This is a genomic window from Veillonella parvula (assembly GCF_032472435.1).
GTDB classification, from domain to species: Bacteria; Bacillota; Negativicutes; order Veillonellales; family Veillonellaceae; genus Veillonella; species Veillonella parvula_N.
The window spans coordinates 48,897-73,838 of record NZ_JAWEGM010000004.1; the positions used below are offsets into that span (position 1 = coordinate 48,897).

General features: G+C 40.7%; 18 protein-coding genes and 1 riboswitch. Of the genes, 6 read left to right on the plus strand and 12 right to left on the minus strand.

Annotated elements, in window-relative coordinates; translation table 11 throughout:
• Positions 1–11: 11 nt before the first annotated feature.
• The 7 genes from E7A03_RS06505 to E7A03_RS06535 form a co-directional block, all read right to left on the minus strand.
• The gene (locus E7A03_RS06505; protein ID WP_004697531.1) at positions 12–1,580 is read right to left on the minus strand and encodes an ABC transporter substrate-binding protein; all 1,569 of its coding nucleotides are present in this window, start codon (positions 1,578–1,580) and stop codon (positions 12–14) included.
• 173 nt (positions 1,581–1,753) lie between these two features.
• The gene (gene nikC / locus E7A03_RS06510; RefSeq protein ID WP_021148552.1) at positions 1,754–2,575 is read right to left on the minus strand and encodes a nickel transporter permease; all 822 of its coding nucleotides are present in this window, start codon (positions 2,573–2,575) and stop codon (positions 1,754–1,756) included.
• Entirely contained in the window at positions 2,575–3,513 is a 939-nt protein-coding gene (nikB, locus tag E7A03_RS06515) for a nickel ABC transporter permease (protein ID WP_004697516.1), read from the minus strand. The genes nikC and nikB overlap by 1 nt, the downstream gene beginning before the upstream one ends.
• Positions 3,514–3,658: 145 nt before the next feature.
• A riboswitch (cobalamin riboswitch) is annotated at positions 3,659–3,846 on the minus strand.
• A gap of 406 nt (positions 3,847–4,252) precedes the next feature.
• Entirely contained in the window at positions 4,253–5,584 is a 1,332-nt protein-coding gene (potE, locus tag E7A03_RS06520) for a putrescine-ornithine antiporter (protein WP_004697529.1), read from the minus strand.
• A 590-nt stretch (positions 5,585–6,174) separates the two neighbouring features.
• Positions 6,175–7,602, minus strand: a complete 1,428-nt coding sequence (gene argH / locus E7A03_RS06525; protein ID WP_316073882.1) for an argininosuccinate lyase — start codon at positions 7,600–7,602, stop codon at positions 6,175–6,177.
• On the minus strand, positions 7,602–8,813 hold the full coding sequence (locus tag E7A03_RS06530; protein WP_278467655.1) for an argininosuccinate synthase: 1,212 nt from the start codon (positions 8,811–8,813) through the stop codon (positions 7,602–7,604). Before E7A03_RS06530 ends, argH begins: the two co-directional genes overlap by 1 nt.
• Before the next feature lie 250 nt (positions 8,814–9,063).
• Positions 9,064–9,870, minus strand: a complete 807-nt coding sequence (locus E7A03_RS06535) for a transglycosylase domain-containing protein (RefSeq protein ID WP_058948111.1) — start codon at positions 9,868–9,870, stop codon at positions 9,064–9,066.
• Between the two features lie 330 nt (positions 9,871–10,200).
• On the opposite strand from E7A03_RS06535, the gene E7A03_RS06540 reads away from it, so the two are divergent.
• On the plus strand, positions 10,201–10,479 hold the full coding sequence (locus E7A03_RS06540) for a metal-sensing transcriptional repressor (RefSeq protein WP_004697521.1): 279 nt from the start codon (positions 10,201–10,203) through the stop codon (positions 10,477–10,479).
• A gap of 43 nt (positions 10,480–10,522) precedes the next feature.
• Here the strand turns inward: E7A03_RS06540 and E7A03_RS06545 are convergent, their stop codons facing one another.
• Together E7A03_RS06545 and ptsP are read right to left on the minus strand one after the other, a co-directional pair.
• The gene (locus E7A03_RS06545) at positions 10,523–10,783 is read right to left on the minus strand and encodes an HPr family phosphocarrier protein (protein ID WP_278467652.1); all 261 of its coding nucleotides are present in this window, start codon (positions 10,781–10,783) and stop codon (positions 10,523–10,525) included.
• Between the two features lie 137 nt (positions 10,784–10,920).
• Positions 10,921–12,648 (minus strand): phosphoenolpyruvate--protein phosphotransferase, encoded by a 1,728-nt coding sequence (ptsP, locus tag E7A03_RS06550; RefSeq protein ID WP_316073885.1) that lies wholly within the window; start codon positions 12,646–12,648, stop codon positions 10,921–10,923.
• Between the two features lie 188 nt (positions 12,649–12,836).
• Here ptsP and dapF point away from each other — a divergent pair, with 188 nt between their 5' ends.
• The 5 genes from dapF (at position 12,837) to E7A03_RS06575 (ending at position 22,167) form a co-directional block, all read left to right on the plus strand.
• Positions 12,837–13,670, plus strand: a complete 834-nt coding sequence (dapF, locus tag E7A03_RS06555; RefSeq protein ID WP_316073886.1) for a diaminopimelate epimerase — start codon at positions 12,837–12,839, stop codon at positions 13,668–13,670.
• Position 13,671: 1 nt separating this feature from the next.
• Positions 13,672–15,069 carry a Na+/H+ antiporter NhaC family protein gene (locus E7A03_RS06560; RefSeq protein ID WP_316073887.1) on the plus strand — a complete coding sequence of 466 codons (1,398 nt, stop codon included), beginning with the start codon at positions 13,672–13,674 and terminating at the stop codon, positions 15,067–15,069.
• Positions 15,070–15,097: 28 nt separating this feature from the next.
• Positions 15,098–16,012: a 1-phosphofructokinase gene (gene pfkB, locus E7A03_RS06565; protein WP_101928485.1), complete on the plus strand. Its 915-nt coding sequence runs from the start codon at positions 15,098–15,100 to the stop codon at positions 16,010–16,012.
• 33 nt (positions 16,013–16,045) lie between these two features.
• Positions 16,046–18,040, plus strand: coding sequence for a PTS fructose transporter subunit IIABC (locus E7A03_RS06570; RefSeq protein ID WP_316073888.1), 1,995 nt, complete (start codon positions 16,046–16,048; stop codon positions 18,038–18,040).
• A gap of 446 nt (positions 18,041–18,486) precedes the next feature.
• Positions 18,487–22,167, plus strand: coding sequence for a subtype B tannase (locus tag E7A03_RS06575; RefSeq protein ID WP_316073889.1), 3,681 nt, complete (start codon positions 18,487–18,489; stop codon positions 22,165–22,167).
• Positions 22,168–22,442: 275 nt separating this feature from the next.
• Here E7A03_RS06575 and cysK read toward each other — a convergent pair whose 3' ends face one another.
• The 3 genes from cysK to ahpC all read right to left on the minus strand — a co-directional run bounded on the left by cysK (position 22,443) and on the right by ahpC (position 24,889).
• Positions 22,443–23,378: a cysteine synthase A gene (gene cysK / locus E7A03_RS06580; RefSeq protein WP_012864824.1), complete on the minus strand. Its 936-nt coding sequence runs from the start codon at positions 23,376–23,378 to the stop codon at positions 22,443–22,445.
• Between the two features lie 15 nt (positions 23,379–23,393).
• Positions 23,394–23,843, minus strand: coding sequence for an RrF2 family transcriptional regulator (locus tag E7A03_RS06585; RefSeq protein WP_004695020.1), 450 nt, complete (start codon positions 23,841–23,843; stop codon positions 23,394–23,396).
• A 482-nt stretch (positions 23,844–24,325) separates the two neighbouring features.
• On the minus strand, positions 24,326–24,889 hold the full coding sequence (ahpC, locus tag E7A03_RS06590) for an alkyl hydroperoxide reductase subunit C (protein WP_004698190.1): 564 nt from the start codon (positions 24,887–24,889) through the stop codon (positions 24,326–24,328).
• Between the last annotated feature and the right edge of the window lie 53 nt (positions 24,890–24,942).

Consider the following 24,942-nt stretch of genomic DNA (forward strand, 5'->3'; position numbering starts at 1 on the left):
ATAGCTCCTCACTATTTTGTAATTTTGTTAGTAATCCAGTAGTAATCACTTGGGTACATTACAGCACCTTTCAAGTAAGAACCTGTAACGATATTAGTTTTAGGATAGCCTAAGAATAATGCAGCACCATCATTCATCAACAATTGTTGAATTTGCATTGCGTAATCACGACGTTTTGCTGGGTCGAATTCAGTTTCAGCTGCATCTAACAATTGGTCAACTTGTGGATTGGAGTAACCAGAACCATTTTGAGGGTTGGAGCCATTGTTGTTAGTGTGCCAATAGTTAGCCAAGAACCAGATTGGATCACCTGTATTAGCTGTTACAATGTTGGAGATAAGCATATCATAGTCGCCGTCTTGACCCATTTTATCGATCAAGTTATAGTCAACTGTTTTGATTTTCATATCGATGCCAACCTTTTTAAGGTCTGCTTGAACAGCTTCTGCATAAAGTGGTAATTCTGCACGAGAGTTATATACTATGAAGTTGAATGTTAATGGTTTGCCATCTTTATCAAGGATCCCATCGCCATCAGTATCTTTCCAACCATCTTCAGCCAACAATTGTTTAGAACGTTCAGGATTATACGCATTAGGATCTTTCAAATCGTTGAAGCCATAGTCCATGGATGGTGGAATTGGAGCAGAACCAGGAATAAATGTACCTTTTAACAATACATCAGCATAGTTTTTACGGTCTGTTGCAGAGATAACTGCAGCACGAACTTTGTCATCCCCAAGAATACCTTTTTGATTAATACGGGCCAATACGACACGAAGAGATGCGATTTCATCTACTTTGAATTTATCATTGCCTTGGAATAAACCAATTTCACCAGGACCGATGTTAACAGCCATATCTACGTCGCCAGATTGTAAGCTCAAAGCACGCGTATTAGGGTCATCGATGGAAGGAATTTCTACAGTTTTAAATGGTACTGTACCATCCCAGTAGTTTTCGTTCGCAGCCATTTCAGCACGTTCTTTAGTGAAGGATTTAACTACATATGGGCCTGTACCGATAGGACCTTCCTTCGCAAAGTTACGGCCATCTTTTTCAGCTTGAACGTCAACGATTAGGAACAACGGATCCGCTAAAAGGCCAGGCATATTAGGATATTCTTTTGTTGTATGAATAACTAATTGTTGACCATTAGCTTCCATAGAGTCATATTCGAAGAATGTTTTCGCACGATTAGACTTTGCAAAAGCACGTTCAATAGACGCCTTTACAGCTGCTGCATCAACTTTTTTACCATTGGAGAATTTCACCTTATCATTGATTGTGAAAGTCCACGTTTTATGATCTGGGGATACTTCCCATTTAGATGCAATCCATGGTTGAGGTTTCATTTGTTCGTCAAACTTAGCCAATGTTTCACCTACACCATAGCGCATTACAACCCATGCGAAGAAGTTTTCTGTAGGTTCTAATGTGGATGCGAAGTTAGTAACGCCTACTTTTAATACATCTTTGTTAGCAGCACCATTATTATCAGACCCACAACCAGCTATGAAGGAACCCATCATTACAATACTAAGACCTGCTAAAAGGGCCTTTTTCCAAGATTTTTTCATGTAAAATCTCCTTGTACAATTACATACAAAACATAAAAACATTTAAACATCAAGACTATGATAATCCAAAATAGTCAGTGATGGAAAAACCATTATTTATACCTATTCACATAGAAGCTTTTACAAGAGAAATTACCACCAAAAGCTTTCAAAACATGAATAGATATACTATATTATCCTTGGTTTTTAGGATCCACTACATCACGTAAGGAATCGGACCAAAGATTAAAAATAGCAACCACGATAAGGATGGACATACCAGGGAATGCCATGAGCCATGGACTCGTTTGCAAGTACTGGCGACCCTCGTTAAGCATAAGACCCCATTCTGGAGTCGGTGGCTGAGCACCAAAGCCAAGGAAGGATAAACCTGCTACCTCAATCATGATAGCCCCGATATCTAATGCACCTGTTGTAATAACGAGAGGCATAATATTAGGAATGATATGACGTCTGATGATGGCCGTCGTAGATGCGCCCATCATAACAGCAGCCGTTACATATTCCTCACCGCGCACCTTGAGCGTCATAGAACGTACAATACGAGCATATTTTGCCCAACCTACAACAGATAAGGCTAAAATCGTATTTACAATGCTACCACCTAGAATACCAGCAATAGCAATAGCCAATACGATACCAGGGAATGATAACATAATATCAGCTAGGCGCATGAGGACCATTTCGACTTTGCCGCCAAAATATCCTGCTATAGCACCGATGATAGTACCAATGCTCACCATGATAACGACGATGGATACGCCCATGAACAAGGATAATTGAGTACCATAAATGATACGAGATAATACATCACGTCCTAATTTATCTGTACCAAACCAATGTTGGCTGCTTGGTGCTTGCAATGCCTGATTTATATTTGAGGTGAAAGCATCGCCCGGTGCAAGCCAGGGTGCAAAGATAGCGATGAGAACAATGATAATCATCAACCCACTATAGAAAGAGAACAATTTATGTTTTTGAATAAATTCTGCCATTATGCTCTCTCCCTTTTCAATCTAGGGTCTAATAAGATATATGATGCATCAACCAATGCGTTAATACACATATATGCTAAAGCAACCCACAACACAAAACCTTCAATCAATGGATAATCGCGCATAGTAATAGCATAAATTGCCATATTCCCAAGTCCCGGCCAAGAGAATACCATTTCTACGACTGCCACACCACCTAGTAACCAACCAATAACAACACCAAGAATAGTGATGAGTGGTAACACCGCATTAGGTAAAATATGACCGAATAAAATTTTTATCTCACTAACACCGCGAGCACGAGCGCCAATAACATAATCCTTTTGCATTTCCTCAAGGATAACGAGCCGCACTTGACGCATGTATTTAGACCCAACAACAACTGCCAAAGTAATAGCGGGCAAAATAACACCAGACGCAGTCACTCGAGAGGATGCAATCGGTACAAGGCCCAATTTAAGACCGAAGATGTAAATCAGTACAAGACCTAACCAGAACGTAGGCATAGATACGCCTACGAAGGATAGAAATCTCAACACATAATCAACCCATTTGTTACGATTTAAGGCGCTTATAATACCTGCAGGCAATGCATAGAGCAGCGTAAATACTAAAGCCGTACCCGCTAACATTAATGTACCTGGTAAAGCCTCCAACATACGATCTACTACTGGTTTTTTAGCAGAATAACTCATCCCTAAATCACCTTGTGCGGCATTGACGACCCAGTTTGCATACTGTACTACAAATGGTTTATCTAACCCAAGCTGAGCTCGAGTTTCATCGATAAGCTCCTGAGATACGATAGTATCTGCCGTTTCAAGTAACATCGTTACTGGGTCACCTGGTGCTAAATAGGTGAGACAAAATGTCAAAAATGTGATGCCAAACAAGGTAACAATAAATTGCCCCAATTGTTTGACAAAGCGTTTGCCCATAGGCGCCTCCTAAACTCTCTAAACACTAACAACAATTCAAATGACAAACTAATGGTACTAGCTTTTTTATATAGCGATGAAGCTTAAAGGCTAGGGAACGAAAAAAGGTTAGTCGCCCGACTAACCCAAATTAAGCACAGCATATGTATACCATGCCTTTAGAGCAGGCTTTCTGACTCTGATTCATCGCAACATTTCGGCCTTCCCAGTTTCCCAGTGACCCTATAATGAAACCTTGCTCCTCATTACAGCTATTTGCATAGTATGGGTTTTTCACCCATTTTCCTCTTTTACGCTCGGTAAATACCGACACTCACTAGTTCATTCATTTTTATCGATTATAAATATACTATATTAACACTCTATTTACAATACATATACCCCTTATGGGTATATATATTTCACGTATTTTCAATATAATTTTTATACTGATAAAAAATATTGATTAGTGATTAAATTCACAATCCTGCATAAAACCATATAAATTAACTTATATAAATAATTTTTTATTATATTTACTGTATAAGACGGTATATATATTAATTTTAATAATAACAAAGCAACGTAAAAACTTTATTATAAAATCTTTTTATGCACAGCAAAAATTTGATTAATAATAAAAATGCTCTTTAAGTTTTTTCAAATTAGACACTCATGAATTATAAGTCTAATTTATAATTATCATAAAAAAGAGGCTATTACCGAAGTAATAGCCTCTAATAAGACGAGATGTATTCAGTTAATCAATACTTTGTTGTAAGCGGTGTGCTCTGCGTGTATCCCACGCTTTACGCAAAACATAAATCACCAAACCTATGCTTACTGCCACTGCGCTACCTACCATAGCATCAAAACCACATGCGTAGATTGCATATAGACAATAAAGAACGCCTATACCGAACAAGTAATTAGAGCGTTTAATACGACTTTCAGCTACGCCAGCCATACGCATCATTGTAGGTACTGCCAAAATGCACAATACATACGGTACTACGTTAGTTACAACCGCTAAGTTTACTAAGATTTCAAATTGCTCACGCAAGGATTCGCTTGCAGTGAATAAAGTAAGTAATGTTTCAACAGCGAGTAAAATCAATACACCACGAACAGGAGCATCTTTGCTATTTACACGAGCGAATATTTTAGGGAAGTAACCATGTTCTGCTGCACTTTTGAAGACGCGAGACAATGTGAATTGCCAGCAAAGCAAAGCGCCAAAGCAAGAAATAACCATAGCAGCCATAACGATGTTTGCAATTGTATCATTGAACATGTATACGAATGTCAAACCGAATGGTGCATTAGAATTTAATAAATCAACGTTAGGCACAATACCTGCCATAACGTTTGTGGACAAGATATAAACCACGGCCACTGCTAATGTACCCGCCACAGTTGCGATAGGTACGTTTTTCTTTGGATTCTCAACAGCATCAGCATTAGCCGCTGCGGACTCAAATCCTAGGAAGCCCCATAAAGTTAGGGAAATAGATTGTTTTACCGCATCATAAAGCGGAAGATCATTTGGGTTCCATGCCGCCCAATAAATAGATGGATCAAACCAATACCAGCCGATTGTACCGATTAATAAAACCGGAACAATAGAGCCCCAAATAGTCATATTGCTGAGTCGACCTGTGAAACGATTCCCTCTGAAGTTTAGAATCGCTGCAAACCACAAGAGCACAATTGTTACCTGACTTGTTTGTGTCGCATTGAGGTCAACGCCAAAGAAAGCTGCGCCATAACCTACGGCAGATACCGCGATGGCGATATTAGCAATGATGAGAGATATGCTGTAAGCATAGCTCGCCATAAAATGTCCAGTTTTACCGAAGCGATGTTCTGCATAACCGCCCATGCCCCCTTGTTTTTGGGAGAACATACCCGCTTGAGCAAAAATATACGCTAGTAAAAGCGCACCCACAGCTGTCACGAGCCAAGATAAAACTGAAATAGTACCAACTTGAGCCAAATTAGTTGGTAACATAATGATCCCAGCTCCTAGCATATTGGCTGCTACCATTGTGGTTAGCTGGAATACAGACATTTTTTTAGCGGTGGTTTTCATGTATCAATCCCCTTTCACTAAGGTGAATTTTTTCTCGTCCATAATTCACTTAAAATATATATACCGCTAAGTAAATCCAGTTCGTGCTGTGATGGGCTTGAATGTGAATTTACCGTTTTTATTCTTATTACGAGTTAAATAATAACACCTATGAAACCAAAATAAAAGTACTTTATTGGCGGACAAGCTATATTACACGAATTGAATAAATCATAGGTAATTTATCATCAAAATTGAACAGAACTCATTTTAATTGTGGCAAAGTATATTTTTACCCTATTTTATTCTGTGTATAGATGTAATTTTTCCTATCTATCACGGTTATAGTGTCCTAGTACAAGACTATTATTTCCTCACAGTCCACTATATGTGTACACACAAATGCATCATTTTAATAGTGAATTATCAATTAGAATTTTGGGATTTATAGGTATCGTCTAGCTTTTAAATAAAAAATCGATATACATATAAGTATAATGGGCAATATTAGACCCTTAATGAAATCCTTATATGTATATCGATCTCAGACTTTCAAATTTATATTGATAATTATTCTTTACTTTTATTGTTGATGTATTCTTACACTACTTTTATGCCTGTACGGATTCAATAATATGTTTCCATTCAGTAATTTGTTTTTCTTCTGTAGCGATAATAGCTTTGCCATTATTACGTTGTCGTTCCACACACTCCGGAGCCGTACCAGAATAGTTATTACGACCTGCAACACAAGCTTCGATGGAGATAGCGTCAAGAATATCTGCATCAAAATGGTTGGAAATAGCTTTGAAGTCCTCTACGGATAGATCAAGGAGTACACAACCTTTTTCGATGCAATGATGCACCGCATTACCTACGATTTCATGGGCTTCACGGAATGGGACACCTTTCTTCGCAAGATAATCTGCCATATCCGTAGCATTAGAGAAGTCGTCATCAAGGACTGCTTTCATATGAGCCCCATTGACCTTCATACCACGAATCATAGCCGCATTAATGGACAATGCGAAGTGTACTGTATCAATAGCATCGAAGATACCTTCTTTATCCTCTTGCATATCCTTGTTGTATGTAAGAGGCAAGCCTTTCAAAGTTGTTAAAAGGCCTAACAAATGACCATAGGTACGGCCTGTTTTGCCACGAACCAGCTCGCAAACGTCAGGATTTTTCTTTTGAGGCATGATGCTAGAGCCCGTGCAGTGAGCATCATCAAGTTCAATAAAATTGAACTCATTGGTAGACCACAAGATCAACTCTTCGCTAAGACGACTCAAGTGCATCATCACTAGAGATGCAAAGGACAAGAATTCAACTACGTAGTCACGGTCAGATACGGCGTCCATACTATTTTCGTAAATACGAGAAAAGCCCAAAAGCTTTTGCGTATATGTTTGATCAATGCCGTATGTAGAACCAGCTAATGCGCCGGCCCCAAGTGGCATGATGTCAGCATGTTTGAATACCATCAACAAACGATCAAAATCGCGTTCCAACATAGAGAAATAGGCCATCATATGATGCCCAAACAATACAGGTTGAGCCCGTTGTAAGTGCGTATAGCCAGGCATGATAACATCACTATACTTTTCAGCTGTTTCGATGAGAGCCTTCTGCATATCTACGATGAGTTCACCCATTTCCACAACAGCTTTACGCACGTACATGTGCAAGTCTACTGCGCATTGGTCATTACGGCTACGGCCGGTATGCAAACGACCACCCGCTTCACCGATGTCATCAGTTAAACGCTTTTCAATATTCATATGAATATCTTCAAGAGCTACAGAAAATGGGAATTCCCCTTTATCGATTTGCCCTTTAATCTTTGCTAAACCTGCTAAAATTGCATCTCGATCTGCGTCGGAGATAATATTTTGTTTTGCTAGCATAGTCGCATGTGCCTTGCTGCCTGCAATATCTTCGGCGTACATCCGCGCATCAAAAGCGATAGAGGATGTAAAATCCTCTACCGCTTTATCAGTGCCTTTTGTGAAACGCCCGCCCCACAATTTAGCCATTATTTACCTGCTTTCTCTTTCATCAGTGCATTAATTTTGAGAGGTAAACCGAACAAGTTAATGAAGCCTTCTGCATCAGATTGATCGTATACATCATCTTCTTCAAATGTTACGAAATCTTCGCTGTACAAGGAATATGGGGAAGTGCTGCCCGCAGAAATGATATTTCCTTTGTACAATTTAAGTTTTACTTCACCAGTTACAGTTTTTTGAGTTTCATCAACAAACGCTTGTAATGCGTTCATCAATGGTGCAAACCACATGCCATCATATACGAGTTCAGCGTATTTGTTAGCAATGAGTTCTTTGTAGTGGTATGTAGCTCTGTCGAGGCAAAGGTATTCAAGTTCTCTGTGAGCATACATGATGATAGAGCCACCTGGGTTTTCATAAACACCACGAGATTTCATACCTACCAATCTATTTTCGACGATATCTACAACGCCTACACCATAGTGTGCACCGATTTCGTTGAGTTTTTCTAATATTTGTAATGGAGTACCTTCTTGACCATCTACAGCTACAGGTACACCTTCTTTGAAGGATACAGTTACATAACCAGCTTCATCTGGAGCTTGTTCAGGAGTATGTGTTACCAAGTACACATCATCTTTAGGCGCATTTGCTGGATTTTCAAGATCGCCGCCTTCATGGGACAAATGCCATACGTTTTGGTCCATAGAATATGGGTGAGATTTTGTAGCTACAACTGGAATATCGTGTTTAGCAGCATATTCCATGCAATCTGTTCTAGATTTCAAATCCCATTCTCTCCAAGGAGCAATGATTTTCATGTTAGGAGCTAATGCTTTGATAGTCAACTCAAAACGAACTTGGTCATTACCTTTACCAGTCGCACCGTGAGCGATTGCATCAGCCCCTTCTTTTTTAGCAATATCTACAAGGATTTTACCAATTAAAGGTCTAGCAAAGGATGTACCTAATAAATATTTGCCTTCATAAACTGCACCAGCTTTTATTGTAGGCCAAATATAATCTTTTACAAACTCTTCCTTAGCGTCAACGATGTACGCTTTAGATGCGCCAGATTTGATTGCTTTTTTCTCAACTGCATCATAATCCTCAGGTTGGCCCAAGTCTACACACACAGCAATAACTTCAGCGCCATAATTTTCTTTTAACCAAGGAATGATAACAGAAGTATCTAAGCCACCAGAATATGCGAGTACTACTTTATTTGCTTTACCCATGATAACACCTCATAAACCACTATCTATTTAAACTCATATAATCAATACAATATCAGATAATTGTGAAAGCACCGTGGTATTTTCTATCCCGACAGGCATTTTCTCCTTCTGACAAAAAATAGTATACACCTGTATAATTATAAATGCAAGTATTATTTTTATTCACTTTAATAATATATTTCTTTTCCGAACTAATAAAAAACTATATCTAGTAATCGAACACCAGATATAGCTTATTAAATATATTAAGTTATTCTTCCACAAGCTCTAAGTCCTGTTCATACGCATAGTCTGCTTCTGCTTGTGTAATCATGCCTTGGTCTACCATTTGTTCGAGCACCAGCTTTTGTCGAGCTTTAGCCCCTTCATAGTTCGTGTAAGGATCTAAATAGGACGGTGCATTGGGTAATGCAGCGAGCAAAGCGCTTTGCCCCAATGTTAATCGACTGGGACTCGTCCCAAAGTATCCGTGAGCTGCTTCGTAGATACCATAATAATTATGACCATAATATACGGTATTCAAATACATAGTTAAAATTTCTTCCTTAGAATAGTAATGTTCCATCTCGCTAGCGAGGATGGCCTCTTCTACCTTACGACTCATGATGCGCTTTGAGGAAAGGAACAGATTTTTTACAAGTTGTTGTGTAATAGTACTACCGCCTTCCAAGGTTTCACCTGCTATGGTATTTGTGTACAAGGCGCGAATAATACCGAGTACATCAATAGCTCCATGTTTATAATACCGCTTATCTTCAATAGCGATTAATGCATTTTTTGTATACTCAGGAATAACATCCCCTTTCACCCAATGCTCTTTTGAAACACGTTGATTAAGAGCTATCTGTACTTTATCTCTAAATGTAAACAGGCGTATAATTCGATCCGTACGACTGAGCGTGTCTTCACTTTGTTCTATTTGTTTTTCAACAAGTGTATGAGCTTTACTCTCACGATTTGTCCCTTGAAAGCTATGGTATCCGTCATATATAAACATAGCCAAAATCATGACCACCACGAATACAACTAGGTTTCGAAGGTAGCGAAATACTTTCATTTCTTTCACCTATTTCTTAAAGGTCTGTAATATAAACACATGTAAACATAAGTTTATAATCTAGCCATCTATACAATACCTTATATACATATACAAATATAAAGTATATTAAATGTATTGTATCACATCAATCAAGAAGAAGATATGTAAAACACTAGTTTTTACGTCCACTCATACTACAAATATATTTAATATATCTTATAACGGCACGACACTATATATCTATAAATACCGATTAATGCATATTAGTTATACTTATTAAGTTGTATTAAAAACTTTAAATAGAGTATAATATATGAGATGATAAAAACATGCCTATGGAGGAGTAATATGAAACAGTGTATGGATTCAGAAAATCTGCATCGTCGATTGCGTAAAATCTTAGGTCAAGTGCAAGCTATTGATCGAATGATTGAAGAAGACATTCCCTGCGAAGATGTGTTGAGCCAAATTAATGCAGCTAAGTCTGCACTACATAAAGTAGGACAAGTAATTCTTGAAGGACATATCAACCACTGCGTACGAGATGGTATCGAACATGGTGACGTGGAAAAAACCATTAGCGACTTTACAAAAGCTGTAGAGCGCTTTGCAAATATGGGTAAATAAAAAAGGACTCTACAAATGTAGAGTCCTTTTTATTATTCCCATATTAATCGTGGTTAGTTGTTAAGAATTCGCTCAATGCAGCGAGAGCATCATCTTCGTCAGCACCGTCAGCAGTCAATGTAACGGATGTTCCTTTTGTAGCCCCCAAAGTCAATACAGTTAAGATGGATTTAGCATCTGCTGTTTTACTATTAGCAGCGATAGTCACTTTGGAAGCAAACTTAGCAGCCAATTGTGTGAAGGCTGTAGCAGGACGAGCATGTAAACCAGATTCGTTAGTAATTTCTACTGTTAATTCTTTCATGATAACCTCTTTCTATCGCGATAGGCAGAGCCTATCTCATACGTTCTAATAGATATATTGTATCAATATCAAGCATTTCAATTCAAGTATATTACATCTTATTTGCTATGTAATGATCCTATTTAACAAAAATAGAATTATAATAAACCTTTTTCAGCTAATACAGATTTAGCGTATTCTGTAATTTCTTCTGCTGTGTCCATAGTAAGTGCTTTGTTTGCCACCTCTTCACATTCTGCTTTGGAAACAGAACGTAAAATGTTTTTAATAAGAGGAATAGAAGAAGCAGTCATGGAGAATTCGTCGAGACCAAGACCTAATAGAATCATGGTCGCCACAGGATCGCTAGCAAGCTCACCACACATACCTGTAAACTTACCTTGTTCATGACTGGCATCAATAATGTGTTTAATAAGACGTAACACACCTGGATGCAACGGTTGATACAAGCTACCGATCGCTTCGTTCATACGGTCTACTGCCAATGTGTATTGGCAAAGATCATTCGTACCGATACTAAAGAAGTCTACATATTTAGCAAGAATTGGAGATATAACAGCTGCCGCAGGTACTTCGATCATGATGCCAACCTTGATATCCTTGTTGAAATCCTTTCCTTCAGCCGCCAGCTCCGTCTTACATTCATCAAGCATTGCATTCGCTTGTTTCACTTCCTCAACGGAAGCAATCATAGGATACATGATGTGAATATCACCAAATGCACTAGCTCGTAACAAGGCACGCAATTGTACCTTAAAGATATCTGGACGATTTAAAGAAATACGAATGGCACGATAGCCTAGGAATGGGTTCATTTCACTTGGCAAATCAAGGCATTTTAATTCCTTGTCACCACCGATATCCATGGTACGAATGATAACCGGTTGCCCTTTCATCTCTTGGGCTACCTTTTTATATTCTTCAAATTGTACATCTTCTGTAGGCAGTTCATCGTTTTCCATGTAAAGAAATTCTGTGCGGTACAAACCAATACCTTGTGCCCCCATAGTGAGCACATGTTTAGCATCCTTTGCCTTGCCGATGTTACCGAATAATTCTACATGGTGACCATCAGTGGTGGTAGCTTCAAGATTAGCAGATTCGCGCAACCGTTTTAATTCCTCTTGAAACGCCAACGCTTGATTTGTATATTCCGTCCAATCCGCATCAGATGGATTGATTTCTACGATACCATCGGTACCAAGAACGACTGCTTTGTCGCCATCAGCGAAACTTTCAATATCGCCGACTCCCATAACAGCGGGAATTTCGAGTGTACGAGCCATGATAGCCGCATGAGATGTAGGACCACCCGCCGCAGTGACAATGCCTTTTACCACATTTTTATCGAGGGAGGCCGTATCAGATGGTGCCAAATCATGAGCCACCAAGATAACTTCGCCAGAAATATGTGATAAACCGCGAGGATTCATACCTAATATATTGCGCATCAAACGATCGCCGATATCTTTAATATCTGCACCTCGTTCACGCATGTAGGCATCTTCCATACCAAGGAAGATATTGGCAAAGCTTTCAATTGTTTGAGACGTGGCCGCTACCACGTTCATATGGCTAGACTCAACAAGGGATTTAATTCCGTCAGACAAGGATGGGTCTTGAGCGATTTGCATGTGCGCTTCAAAAATAGCGGCCTCTTCTGGTCCCATTTCATCCAACGCTTTTTTACGAATAGTATCCAATTGTTTTAAGGTAGATGCCATAGCAGTTGCAAACTTGCTAATTTCTTCTTCTACCTTGTCTTCCGCTACAGTGTAATCAGGAATGACAATTTCCTCTTGAATATATCTATATACATTGCCTACTGCAACGCCACGAGATCCAGAAATCCCTTGAATTCGCATATATGTTCCTCTTTCTATTACGATTAGCTACATTACTTTTTATTTTATCATTTCTCGGTTAAACAATAAAGCAACAAACATCTCATTTTCGAGGGCCTTTTATGATATAATATAGAATATATAATTATATGCATCTGAGACTTTCACGGGCTTCATGGTGAAAGTCTTACTTATTGATAGGAGACTTTATGAAATTAACAAAAATGCATGGTCTCGGCAATGATTTCATCCTATTTGCCGACCCACAAGGGACTTCTAAAGACTACACAGACCTCGCTATCCGCCTTTGCGATCGTCGCACGGGTATTGGTGCCGATGGTCTTGCCATCCTAGTACCTTCCGAAACTTGTGATGTGCGCATGCGTATCATCAACTCCGATGGTAGTGAAGCAGAAATGTGCGGTAATGCGATTCGGTGCTTTGCCAAATACGCTTATGAACACGGTGAAACTACGAAAGAGACTTTCACCATCGAAACCTTAGCAGGCATAATGAAGCCTACCTTGACTATCGAAAACGGTATAGTCACACAAGTTACTGTAGACATGGGCAAACCATTCTTCAAAGCCCAAGACATTCCTATGAATGTAAACATGGATAAGGTTATCGACGTAGACCTCGATGTAAACGGTGAGACCGTAATAGTAAGCTCCGTATTGCTCGGCGTGCCTCATACGGAGGTATTCATCGACGACATTACAAAGGCCCCTGTTACAACACAAGGCCCAATCCTTGAAAAGCACGATGCCTTCCCTGCTAACACAAATGTAAACTACATTGAAGTAGTAAATGACAAACATATCAAGGTGCGCACTTGGGAGCGCGGCGCTGGTGCTACCTTAGCTTGTGGAACAGGCTCTTGTGCCTCTGCCGTTATGTCCTTTGAAAAGGGCTTAACAGGCCGCGAAGTAGATGTGGAACTCTATTTAGGAACATTGCATATTTCATACTTGGAGGATGGCACGGTGCTCATGACAGGCCCGGCTGAGGAAGTCTTCGAAACAGAACTTCCTATCGATTAAAATGAAGTGGTTACAACTTATATTAAATGCGTTCCTAAGGTACCAACAGGGCCGCACACTCATGCCACGGAATATAGAGCCCCTTTTGGGACTACTTGCATCCATTCTCGTCATCCTCATCGCCGTAGCCAATAGCATCGCTATTGGTTATGCCTTGATTGTCGTATGGAGCATCATGGCCTACGTGTTCTACCGCAAAGGATATACACTAAAAGAATTATTAAACCTATCTTGGACAGGTGCGAAAACATCCATCGTAGTGATGCAAATCTTCCTTCTCATCGGTTGGCTCATCGCCATGTGGCAAGCAGCAGGCGTTATTCCTATGATTATCGCCACAGGTATCGATTTAATTGATCCATCCATCTTTATCGTCTGTGCCTTTTTAATAACAGCTATAGTGAGTATGTTGTTAGGTACTGCACTAGGCACTGTAGGCACGATAGGCATCGTACTCATCACGATGGCAAGAGCTGGAAGTATTCCAGAAAATATTGTGGCCGGTGCCATTATTGCAGGTGCTTACTTTGGTGATCGAAACGGTCCACTATCCTCTAGTGCATCTCTTGTAGCGGCCTTGACCCATACAAAGGTATCGACAAATATTCCCATCATGTTTAAAGATGGTATTCCAGCACTCATCATCTCTACAGTGCTGTATCTATTACTATCTCAATGGTACCCACTCAATTACGAAAATAGTTTACTATCCGATACAATTCACTTTATTTTCAATATCGATTGGACTTTATGGATTCCAGTCATCATCGTCATTGGCCTATTGCCTTTGAAAGTATCTATCCGTTGGCCTATCGGACTCAGTGCATTAGCGGCGGCCATTCTAGCCTATACCAATCAGGATGTGAGCCTCTCAGAGTTGGGATGGTATACCTTAACAGGCTTTGAACTACCGCACTATAATCCACTAGCTAATATCATTCATGGCGGCGGTCTACAAACGATGTTTATCCCTACCCTTTCAATTTTTATGGCTACTGCCATTTCAGGCATGCTCGAAGGGGTTGGCTTCTGGAACGATATACGACAACTGTTAGAGCGAGCTAAAACACGGAGCGATGTATTTGCTGCCAATGTAGGTCTTGCTTTCTTAACAGGTGCGGTTGGATGCAGCCAAGCTATTGCGGTAGTTATGACGCACTCTATTATGCGTATTACCTACGCACAGCGAGGTATTCAAGACGAAGATGTAATGCTAGAATTTGAAAATAGTGGCATTCTCATCGCTCCATTACAACCATGGAATATCGCTGCCTACGTGCCCATTGTCATGATGGGTACAAGTTCAACAGGTTATGTACCATTTGCCTTCTTCCTATATCTAGTACCACTCATCTATTGGTTACGATTACGGAAGCAAGATCAACCAATCATACGCTAATTAGTATTATCTCAAAAGGGGAAATTGTATGATTTATACCATTACCTTTAATCCAGCTCTCGATTATATCGTGCGCCTTGATCACCTCAAGACGGGTACTATTAATCGCACCATCCAAGAATACGTTCTCGGTGGTGGCAAAGGTATCAACGTATCTATCGTGCTCAACAATCTTGGCATGGATACGACAGCACTCGGCTTCATCGCAGGGTTTACAGGCGAAGAAATCGTAACACAACTCAAGAAATTCGGCGTGAAAGAAGATTTCATCCGGCTTCGCGAAGGATTAACCCGCATCAATGTTAAGGTAAAAGCCTCTGATGAGGAAACAGAGATTAATGGCCGCGGCCCAATCATCGGTACCGACGAATTAGAAGCTCTATACAAACAGCTTGATGCGTTGACCGAAAAGGACACCTTAATCCTTGCTGGCAGCATTCCTTCTAGCCTACCAAGCGATATGTACGAACTCATTATGGAGCGCTTACAACATAAAAATATTCGCATCGTAGTCGATGCTACAAAGGATCTACTCACAAAAGTCTTGCCTTATAAACCATTTTTAATTAAGCCAAATAATCACGAGCTTAGTGAAATCTTTGGGCGCACTTTATCTACAAAAGATCAGCTTGTAGAAGCAGCAAAAACATTGCAAGAGAAAGGCGCACAACACGTGCTCATCTCCATGGCTGGTGATGGTGCTATTTTGGTGTCCGCTGACGGCACTGTATATACCAGTCCTGCCCCTAAAGGAACTCTCGTGAATTCCGTGGGTGCTGGCGACTCCATGGTAGCCGGCTTTATTACGGGCTATGAAAAGACGGGTGACTTACAAGAGGCGCTCTATTGGGGTATCTCCAGTGGCTCTGCCTCCGCTTACTCTGAAAACCTCGCAACCCTTGAAGAAGTAGAAACACTGCTTTCACAAGTACGAGTTAAATAGTTTTATATTTTATGTGCATCAAGGAGTACACATATGAAAATCACTGATCTATTAAAACCTCAATCTATCCTACTGAATGCAGATCCTGTCACAAAAGCTGACGCCATTTACACCTTAAGTGAATTGATGGACAAAGGAGGCTATTTGACAGACAAGGCAGAATATTTAAAAGCTGTCTTCGCTCGTGAAGAGTCTGGTTCTACAGGCCTTGGCGACGGTATTGCCACACCACATGCTAAATCTGCAGGAGTAAAAGAACCATGCCTCGCCGCTATGGTTGTACCTAATGGGGTAGACTTTGAAGCATTAGATGGTCAACCTTCTCGCCTATTCTTCATGATTGCGGCTCCAGAAGGCGCCGCTGACACTCATGTTGAGGTATTGAGCAAACTAGCAACTATGGTGATTGACCCAGACTTCAAAGAAGCCCTAATTCAAGCGGCTACTGTTGATCGATTCTTAGAGCTCATTACAGCTAAAGAAGAAGGAAACTTTGACCCATCCGTAGAAGGATATATCAAACCAGCAGAGGATCAAAAAGCAACCAGCATTACCGATGCTATCGAAGCAAAGGCTACAGAAGCAATTGAAAAGGTAGCACCTAAGATTTCTGTAGATAACCCGCATTATGATGTACTTGCTGTTACTGGCTGCCCTACAGGCATTGCACATACCTATATGGCGGCTGAATCTTTAGAACGCAAAGCTAAAGAAATGGGTGTTTCTTTAAAAGTAGAAAAGAATGGTGCATCTGGTGTTAAAGACGCTCTTACAGCAGAAGAAATCGAGCACGCTAAATGCATTATCGTAGCTTCTGACCGTCAAGTAGAGATGGCACGCTTTGATGGCAAACCTATGATTCAAACTAAGGTTGCGAACGGCATCAATAAAGCGGAAGAGTTATTGCGTGAAGCTATGGCTGGTACAGCACCTGTATACCATGCTTCCCCATCTGACAAAAATGGTGCAGTGGCTGCATTCGATGCGGCAGATAACTTTGGTCGTCAAATCTACAAACATTTGATGAATGGTGTCTCCCACATGTTGCCATTCGTTATCGGTGGCGGTATCTTAATTGCCCTTGCCTTTTTATTCGATGTATTCGACCCAGCAAATCCTAAAAACTTTGGTTCCGGTACACCTCTTGCAGCTTTCTTAATGCAAATCGGTGGCGCTTCCTTTGGCTTCATGTTACCCGTATTAGCGGGTTACATCGCTATGAGTATTGCGGACCGTCCAGGTCTTGTAGCTGGTTTTGTTGGAGGCTTATTAGCTAACCAAGGTGGCTCTGGTTTCCTAGGTGCATTGATTGCCGGTTTCGCAGCAGGTTATTTGGTATTATTAGTTAAGAAATTAGTATCTGGTTTACCTCAAGCCTTAGAAGGTACAAAACCGGTTCTCTTCTACCCTGTGCTTGGCGTATTATTCATTGGTATCGCCATTACCTTTATCATCAATCCTCCTGTATCCGCACTTAACCACTGGTTGATGGACTCCTTGCAATCCATGGGCACAACGAGCCGCGTATTGTTAGGTCTTATCTTTGGTGCTATGATGTCCGTTGACATGGGCGGCCCTGTAAACAAAGCGGCTTATGTTATCGGTACTGGTGCTCTTGCAACTGGCGAATACGGTATTATGGCGGCTGTCATGGCAGGCGGTATGGTTCCTCCATTGGCAATCGCTCTTTGTACTACATTCTTCCCTAGCCGCTTCACAGAGGCTGAACGTAAATCTGGTATCACAAACTACATCATGGGCCTTTCCTTCATCACAGAAGGTGCCATCCCATTTGCAGCAGCCGATCCAGTTCGCGTATTACCAGCTTGTATTATCGGTGCTGGTACAGCCGGTGCGTTATCCATGTTCTTCGAATGCACACTACGCGCTCCACACGGCGGCATTTTTGTAGTACCAACAATTGGTAATCCACTACTATACCTTGCGTCCATCGCAATCGGTTCCGTTGTGGCTTGCTTTATCTTAGCACTTGTAAAGCCAAGCTTAAAAAATAGTATCACAAAATAAATCATTAAAATTAACCATCAATTATAGCTTATATATGATTGATTGATGGCTGATAATTGTTGATTGTTTATGATGAGTTTCGACGATTAGCAGTTAGTAACTAATAGTTAACATTTAGCGACTAATTGATTAATGACTCTTATGATGGTAAAAGCTAGTGTCACACTAGTAGATATAGTAAAAGGACTAGAATATACGTATTCTGAACTGACCTAAAATTGGACATAATTTAGGAGGTATAGTTCAAAAATATACGTGCTCTAGTCCTTTTCTTATATTCAAAAATAATTAATATTATTTTATAATTCATTATCAAAACTACTTTCAAAAGTGGAAGCAAATCCTCAAAACTGTACAATTACATCGATTTATGTTAAACTATATAAATATTAATTAACTTTAAAATTATAAATTATTATTAGAAATCTAGTTCGGAGAACTAATTCATGAAATCATCCAAAAATTGTAAGGTTACTGCTGCATTTCTTGCCGCAGCTGCGCTGGGTGGTGTTGCCCATGCAGAGCCTACACTTAACATGAATGATTTAGTAGGTACGAGTACCAGTGCTGAATCAACGACACAAAGTACTACAAGTGTAGCAACTCCAGTCGTGAAACCAATGGCAACTCAGCCAGTCTTACCAACTACACCACAACCAGCCACCATTGTACAACAACAAGCACCATCGATGGCACAACCTCAACCATCCTACGTGATGCAACCAGCAACGGTTAGCCCTATACAAACTCAACAAGTTACACCATTACAAGCAGTACCGCAACAAGTAGTACCAATGCAATCTCAACAACAGGTTCAAGCTCAACCTCAGTATGTTGTCAATAAAGATACAAAGGCTGTCATGGAACCTACATTAGCAATGCACAGCTTGATAAATGTACAGCGAAAAACTGAACCTGTTACTGTAGAGAAACCAGTAGATGGTAAGCAACAAGTACAAACTACACAAGTACAGCGTACGCCTGTTGTTATTCAACAAGAATCCATAGCGCCATTAACTGTATCTAATACTACAGTAACAAAAGCCGTAGTAGCAAAACAGAGGCTTACGATTCGAGATATTCAACGAGCTGAGCGTGAACGTTTAGCTCAACTAGCCGCGGAAGAAGCAGCTCAACAAGAAAATGTATCACAAGTTGATCAACAACAACTCGCTCAAAAACAAGCTGAAGCTCAACGGCAAGCAGCACTACAAGCACAACAACAAGCAGAAGCACAACGGCAAGAAGCTTTGCGGGCGGAACAAGAACGTGTGGTAGCTCAGCAAACCGAGGCACAACGACAAGCGGCTTTACGTGCTGAACAGGAACGTATTGCGGCTCAACAAGCTGAGCAAGCTCGTATTGCAGAAGAACGCCGTCAAGCGGCTGAGCTAGAACGCATCCGTATCCAAGAGGAACAACGCCGTATTGCTGAGCAACAAGCAAATCAAGAACGTTTAGCGGCTCAACAAGCCGAGGCGCAACGCCAAGCTGCTATTAGAGCTGAGCAAGAACGTATCGCCGCTCAACAAGCCGAGGCGCAACGTCAAGCGACTATTAGAGCAGAGCAAGAACGTATCGTCGCTCAACAAGCCGAGGAGCAACGTCAAGCGGCTATTAGAGCTGAACAGGAACGTATCGCCGCTCAACAAGCTGAGGCGCAACGACAAGAAGCTTTACGCGCTGAACAAGAGCGTATGGCGGCAGCTCAACAAGCTGAAGCTCAACGTCAAGCGGCTATTAGAGCTGAACAGAAACGTATCGCCGCTCAACAAGCCGAGGCGCAACGTCAAGCAGCTATTAGAGCTGAACAGGAACGTATCGCCGCTCAACAAGCCGAGGCTCAACGACAAGCTGCTATTAGAGCTGCTATTAGAGCGGAACAAGAACGTATCGCCGCTCAACAAGCCGAGGCTCAACGCCAAGCAGCTATTAAAGCTGAACAAGAGCGTATTGCCGCTCAACAAGCTGAGGCTCAACGCCAAGCGGCTATTAGAGCGGAGCAAGAACGTATTGCCGCTCAACAAGCCGAAGCGCAACGCCAAGCAGCTATTAAAGCAGAACAAGAACGTATTGCTGCTCAACAAGCTGAGGCTCAACGGCAAGCCGCTTTAAAAGCTGAACAAGAGCGTATCGCGGCCGAGAAAGCTAAAGCAGAACGCGAAGCTGCTATTAAGGCAGAGCAAGAACGTATTGCTGCTAAACAAGCGGAACTTGCAAGACAAGCTGCGATCCAAGAAGAACAAGAACGTTTAGCTGCTGAACAACTAGCAAAAGAAGAAGCGGCAGCTGCAGCTAAAGCTCGGGCTGAAGCAGAGGCAAAAGCTAAAGCAGAAGCGGACGCTGCTGCTAAAGCGCAAGCTGAAGCTGAGGCAAAAGCTAAAGCAGAAGCAGATGCTGCTGCTAAAGCTCAGGCAGAAGCCGAGGCAAAAGCTAAAGCAGAAGCAGATGCTGCAGCTAAAGCGCAGGCTGAAGCCGAGGCAAAAGCTAAATCTGAATCTGAAGCCGAAGCAAAAGCTAAATCTGAGGCAGAGACTAAACAGGTTCAAGAAAGTAAATTACCGCAATCTTATGTAGATGCTCGTAATACAGCCTCTACAAAAGGCTCTTCTGTAACAGAAGAGAAAAATATTCTTTCCCAACCAATGGATCCACCATTGCAAGCCAATGCATCTGCAAAAATTAGCCTTGCCTTTGACGCGAAAAATTACGAATCTATGTCTACGACAGTAGATAATAAGGAAATCAAATATCGTGCCTTCGAGTACATCCCTTACGTGGCTAATCCAATCGACATAGATCAGCAATACATGAACATTTATGTACCAGAGGAATATTTCAACAACGGCACTATCAACGGTTACAACACCCAAACAGCCCCTATCTTCATGCCAAATGCGGTAGGCGGTTATATGCCAAGTCAAGCTATGACTCCAAAAATGGAAAATGGTAAACCTAACAGTGTTCTTTACGCATTATCCCGTGGTTATGTAGTAGCTTCCCCTGCTACTCGTGGTCGTACCAATAAAGCTTCCGATGGCAACTTTATCGGTAAGGCCCCTGCAGTAATCGTTGACTTACAAGCGGCTACAGCCTACTTACACGCTAACGATTCCGCTATGCCAGGTAATGCAAACCGCATTATCACAAATGGTACAAGTGCAGGCGGTGGTGTATCCTTATTACAAGGTGCAACTGGTAACAGCTCCGACTTCCAACCATATTTACAAGCATTAGGTGCAGCTACAGCGGCAACTAATGTATACGCAGTATCTGCATATGCCCCTATCACTAACCTTGATGCGGCAGATATGGCTTACGAATGGAGCTATAACGGTATCACATCCTTTAACAAAGTAACTATGGGCCAAGGCGAATTACCACAAGCTAATGTAGGTGGCAACTCTGCTCCACCACAACGTACGACGAAACGTGTAAACTTGAATGCAGACGATCTATCATACTCTAAAATGCTCAGCGAACACTTCCCTGATTACGTAAATAACTTACAATTACGTGACTCTCTAGGTCGTGTACTAAAACTTGACAAGAACGGTAACGGTACTTTCAAAAATTATGTAAAAGAATTTATTGTTGCTGCCGCTAATAAAGCAGCAGCTAAAGGTACTGATTTATCCAAGCATACATACCTTGTACGAGATAATAAAACAGGAACTATCAAAGACATAAACTGGGAAGCATATAACCACTTTGTAAGTCGCTCAAAAGCGCCTGGTGCCTTTGACTCTCGTGCTAATGATACAGGTGAAAACAATCTATTTGGTACAAGTACTACAGATAATAATCACTTTACCATTACTGCTGCATTACACGATTCAACAGCTAACCAAGATGTATACGTAGAAAATGCTAAGATCGTTACTATGATGAACCCAATGAACTATCTTGGTTCTCCTGCTGCGACAAATGCACGATTCTATCGTATTCGTTATGGCACAGCCGACAGTAATACATCTGTTGCAATTCCTTTAATCGTAGGTACACGTGCTCAAAACCTTGGGTACAGAGTAGATATGGCAACACCATTTAATGTAGATCACTCTGGTGACTACGATTTAGAAGAATTATTCAACTGGATGGATAATATCGTTAAAAACGGTAGATAATCACAATTAAATACATACCAAAATACTAAAGGAGCTACCTAGTAGTTCCTTTTTCATATACAATTATAAATTTTCTTGTGTATTCAATTATAAATGTTATTGTGAAAGTCCCTCTCCGACTATGAATAATCTGCACCATTATTTAATCAGTACATCACCCTATTATAATAATAAAAGAATTCAATCAAAAAAGGATGCCCCCTGTAAAATACAGGGGGCATCTATGTGTTTGAGCCAGGTAAAAGCAATTATTATGCTTTCACCATGATAGGCGATTAAACTTCAGGGAACAATGCTGTAGATAAGTAGCGTTCGCCTGTATCAGGGAGAATTACTACAATATTTTTGCCTTTATTTTCAGGGCGTTTTGCCAATTCTTGAGCCGCCCAAAGCGCAGCACCAGAGGAAATACCTACCAATACGCCTTCTGTGTGACCGAAAGCTTGAGATGTAGCAAAAGCATCCTCGTTAGAAACTTGGATTACTTCATCGTAAATGTTAGTATCCAATGTATCTGGAATGAAGCCAGCACCTAAGCCTTGGATTTTATGAGGGCCTGGTTTACCATTAGACAATACAGGAGAATCTGCTGGTTCTACGGCAACCACATGTACATCAGGGTTTTGTTCTTTCAAGTAGCGACCTGCACCTGTCAACGTACCGCCTGTACCAACACCAGACACGTAGATATCTACAGTACCATCAGTATCTTGCCAGATTTCAGGTCCAGTTGTTCTGTAATGAATTGCTGGATTAGCTTGATTTACGAACTGACCTGCTTCAATAGCACCGGCTGTAGCCGTTACGATTTCCTTAGCTTTTGCAATAGCGCCTTTCATGCCAAGAGAACCGTCAGTCAATACGAGTTGCGCGCCATAACCAAGCATTAATTTACGGCGTTCAATGGACATCGTTTCAGGCATTACGATTACAACTTTATAACCAAGCGCAGCACCTACAGCAGACAAGCCAATACCAGTATTACCAGATGTAGCTTCTACGATTGTGCCGCCTGGTTGTAATTCACCAGATTCAACTGCAGCTTGAATGATTGCTGCTGCGATACGGTCTTTTACGGAACCGCCTGGGTTGAAGTATTCCAATTTTGCGAAAATATTAGCGTTTGCACCATATTTTTTACCAAAACGTGTAGCAGCTAATAATGGTGTTTTACCGATTAATTCAACAAAAGATTTTGCAATTTTAGACATAGTGGTCACTCCTTATTAAATAGAACCATCCCAATTATCATATTTTGTATCAAGTTTAGCATAGGTCCCATCGATTACATCTTGAAGGGTTACGTTTTCTAAATAATCATGAATATAGTTTTGTAATCCTGCCCAGAAACCAACAGTCCGTTCGTTGATCACTGTATCAGTACTCACCCCTTCATCAAGGGTAGAGATGATAGCCATAGATTCCTCTGTAGCAAGCAAAATTTCAATAATTGTATATTCTTTAGGACTTTTAGATAAGCGATAGCCGCCATACTTACCGCGGATACTATCCACTAGTTTTGCAGCGCCTAAACGAGCTACGATACCTTCTAGGTATTTTTCAGATATGCCTTGTCGTTCTGCCACAGATCGCAAGGAGACAGGTTTATCTTGACCTTGCTCTGCCAAATCGATGAGGACCATCAATGCATACCGACCTTTTGTGGAAATCCTCATATATTTTGCCTTTCTTTGTAAACGTTAGTGTTAAACACACCCCATATTATAAAGTACTTATATTATATTTATAAAACCTTTCATATTAATAGGAATTAATTTCATTATAGACCACTCACTATAAAAATGCAAGAACTTATTTCCTACTTTTATAAAGGGATATTTACTCATTCTATATTTATTGAGTTTATCCTATATTTTAACTTAATAACTTGCCTCGTAGAAAGCTCAAGTTATAATACTTTTGTTAATTCGCAACACAACGAAGTAAGGATAATCTTATAACACAAAAGGACCAGCCCGAAGGCCAGTCCTTTTGCGTATAGTTTGTAGTTTGTTATATGAGGTTTACCATGATGAATTGGAGAGGGTTCATCTGGTATTGGGACTTACCGTATCGTCAGGAAAACGATGCGCGCCCGTGTTTATGTCATTTGAGGAGTTGTCTAGATTACTCTAGCATTTAAGTATAAGTTTCTTAATTAGATTTTACCTACAAGATCAAGACCTGGTTTCAAAGTGTCTTTACCTGGCTTCCAACGTGCAGGGCACACTTGATCGCCATGTTTAGCTACGAATTGAGCAGCTTGTACTTTGCGAACTAATTCTTCAGCGGAACGGCCGATACCCATATCATGAATTTCTGCTGTACGCACGAAGCCTTCTGGATCTACTACGAATGTACCACGGTAAGCCATAGCAGATTCTTCTTGGAATACATCGAAGAAGTCAGCCAATTCATGTTTTTTGTCAGCTAACATGTAGTACTCGATTTTATTGATGCTTGGAGAAGCATCAGACCATGCTTTGTGAACGAATTCGGAGTCACAAGATACGGAGTAAACTTCGCAACCCAATTCTTTCAACTCTGCATAAGAGTTTTGTACGTCTTCCAACTCAGTAGGGCATACGAATGTAAAGTCTGCTGGATAGAATACGAATATAGACCATTTACCCAACACGTCTGCAGTGCTAACTTTTACCAATTCAGGTTTTTTGAAAGCATCAAGTGTAAATTCAGGAAGTTGTTTACCAATAATAGACATGTTATGTCCTCCTTATTTGAGTTCCATATGTAACGAATATATTTATATTGGTG

Excerpts from the sequence above, each read along its gene's own strand:
- E7A03_RS06505 (WP_004697531.1), bottom strand. The coding sequence starts at position 1,580 with ATGAAAAAATCTTGGAAAAAGGCCCTTTTAGCAGGTCTTAGTATTGTA.
- nikC (WP_021148552.1), bottom strand. The coding sequence starts at position 2,575 with ATGGCAGAATTTATTCAAAAACATAAATTGTTCTCTTTCTATAGTGGG.
- nikB (WP_004697516.1), bottom strand. The coding sequence starts at position 3,513 with ATGGGCAAACGCTTTGTCAAACAATTGGGGCAATTTATTGTTACCTTG.
- potE (WP_004697529.1), bottom strand. The coding sequence starts at position 5,584 with ATGAAAACCACCGCTAAAAAAATGTCTGTATTCCAGCTAACCACAATG.
- argH (WP_316073882.1), bottom strand. The coding sequence starts at position 7,602 with ATGGCTAAATTGTGGGGCGGGCGTTTCACAAAAGGCACTGATAAAGCG.
- E7A03_RS06530 (WP_278467655.1), bottom strand. The coding sequence starts at position 8,813 with ATGGGTAAAGCAAATAAAGTAGTACTCGCATATTCTGGTGGCTTAGAT.
- E7A03_RS06535 (WP_058948111.1), bottom strand. The coding sequence starts at position 9,870 with ATGAAAGTATTTCGCTACCTTCGAAACCTAGTTGTATTCGTGGTGGTC.
- E7A03_RS06540 (WP_004697521.1), top strand. The coding sequence starts at position 10,201 with ATGAAACAGTGTATGGATTCAGAAAATCTGCATCGTCGATTGCGTAAA.
- E7A03_RS06545 (WP_278467652.1), bottom strand. The coding sequence starts at position 10,783 with ATGAAAGAATTAACAGTAGAAATTACTAACGAATCTGGTTTACATGCT.
- ptsP (WP_316073885.1), bottom strand. The coding sequence starts at position 12,648 with ATGCGAATTCAAGGGATTTCTGGATCTCGTGGCGTTGCAGTAGGCAAT.
- dapF (WP_316073886.1), top strand. The coding sequence starts at position 12,837 with ATGAAATTAACAAAAATGCATGGTCTCGGCAATGATTTCATCCTATTT.
- E7A03_RS06560 (WP_316073887.1), top strand. The coding sequence starts at position 13,672 with ATGAAGTGGTTACAACTTATATTAAATGCGTTCCTAAGGTACCAACAG.
- pfkB (WP_101928485.1), top strand. The coding sequence starts at position 15,098 with ATGATTTATACCATTACCTTTAATCCAGCTCTCGATTATATCGTGCGC.
- E7A03_RS06570 (WP_316073888.1), top strand. The coding sequence starts at position 16,046 with ATGAAAATCACTGATCTATTAAAACCTCAATCTATCCTACTGAATGCA.
- E7A03_RS06575 (WP_316073889.1), top strand. The coding sequence starts at position 18,487 with ATGAAATCATCCAAAAATTGTAAGGTTACTGCTGCATTTCTTGCCGCA.
- cysK (WP_012864824.1), bottom strand. The coding sequence starts at position 23,378 with ATGTCTAAAATTGCAAAATCTTTTGTTGAATTAATCGGTAAAACACCA.
- E7A03_RS06585 (WP_004695020.1), bottom strand. The coding sequence starts at position 23,843 with ATGAGGATTTCCACAAAAGGTCGGTATGCATTGATGGTCCTCATCGAT.
- ahpC (WP_004698190.1), bottom strand. The coding sequence starts at position 24,889 with ATGTCTATTATTGGTAAACAACTTCCTGAATTTACACTTGATGCTTTC.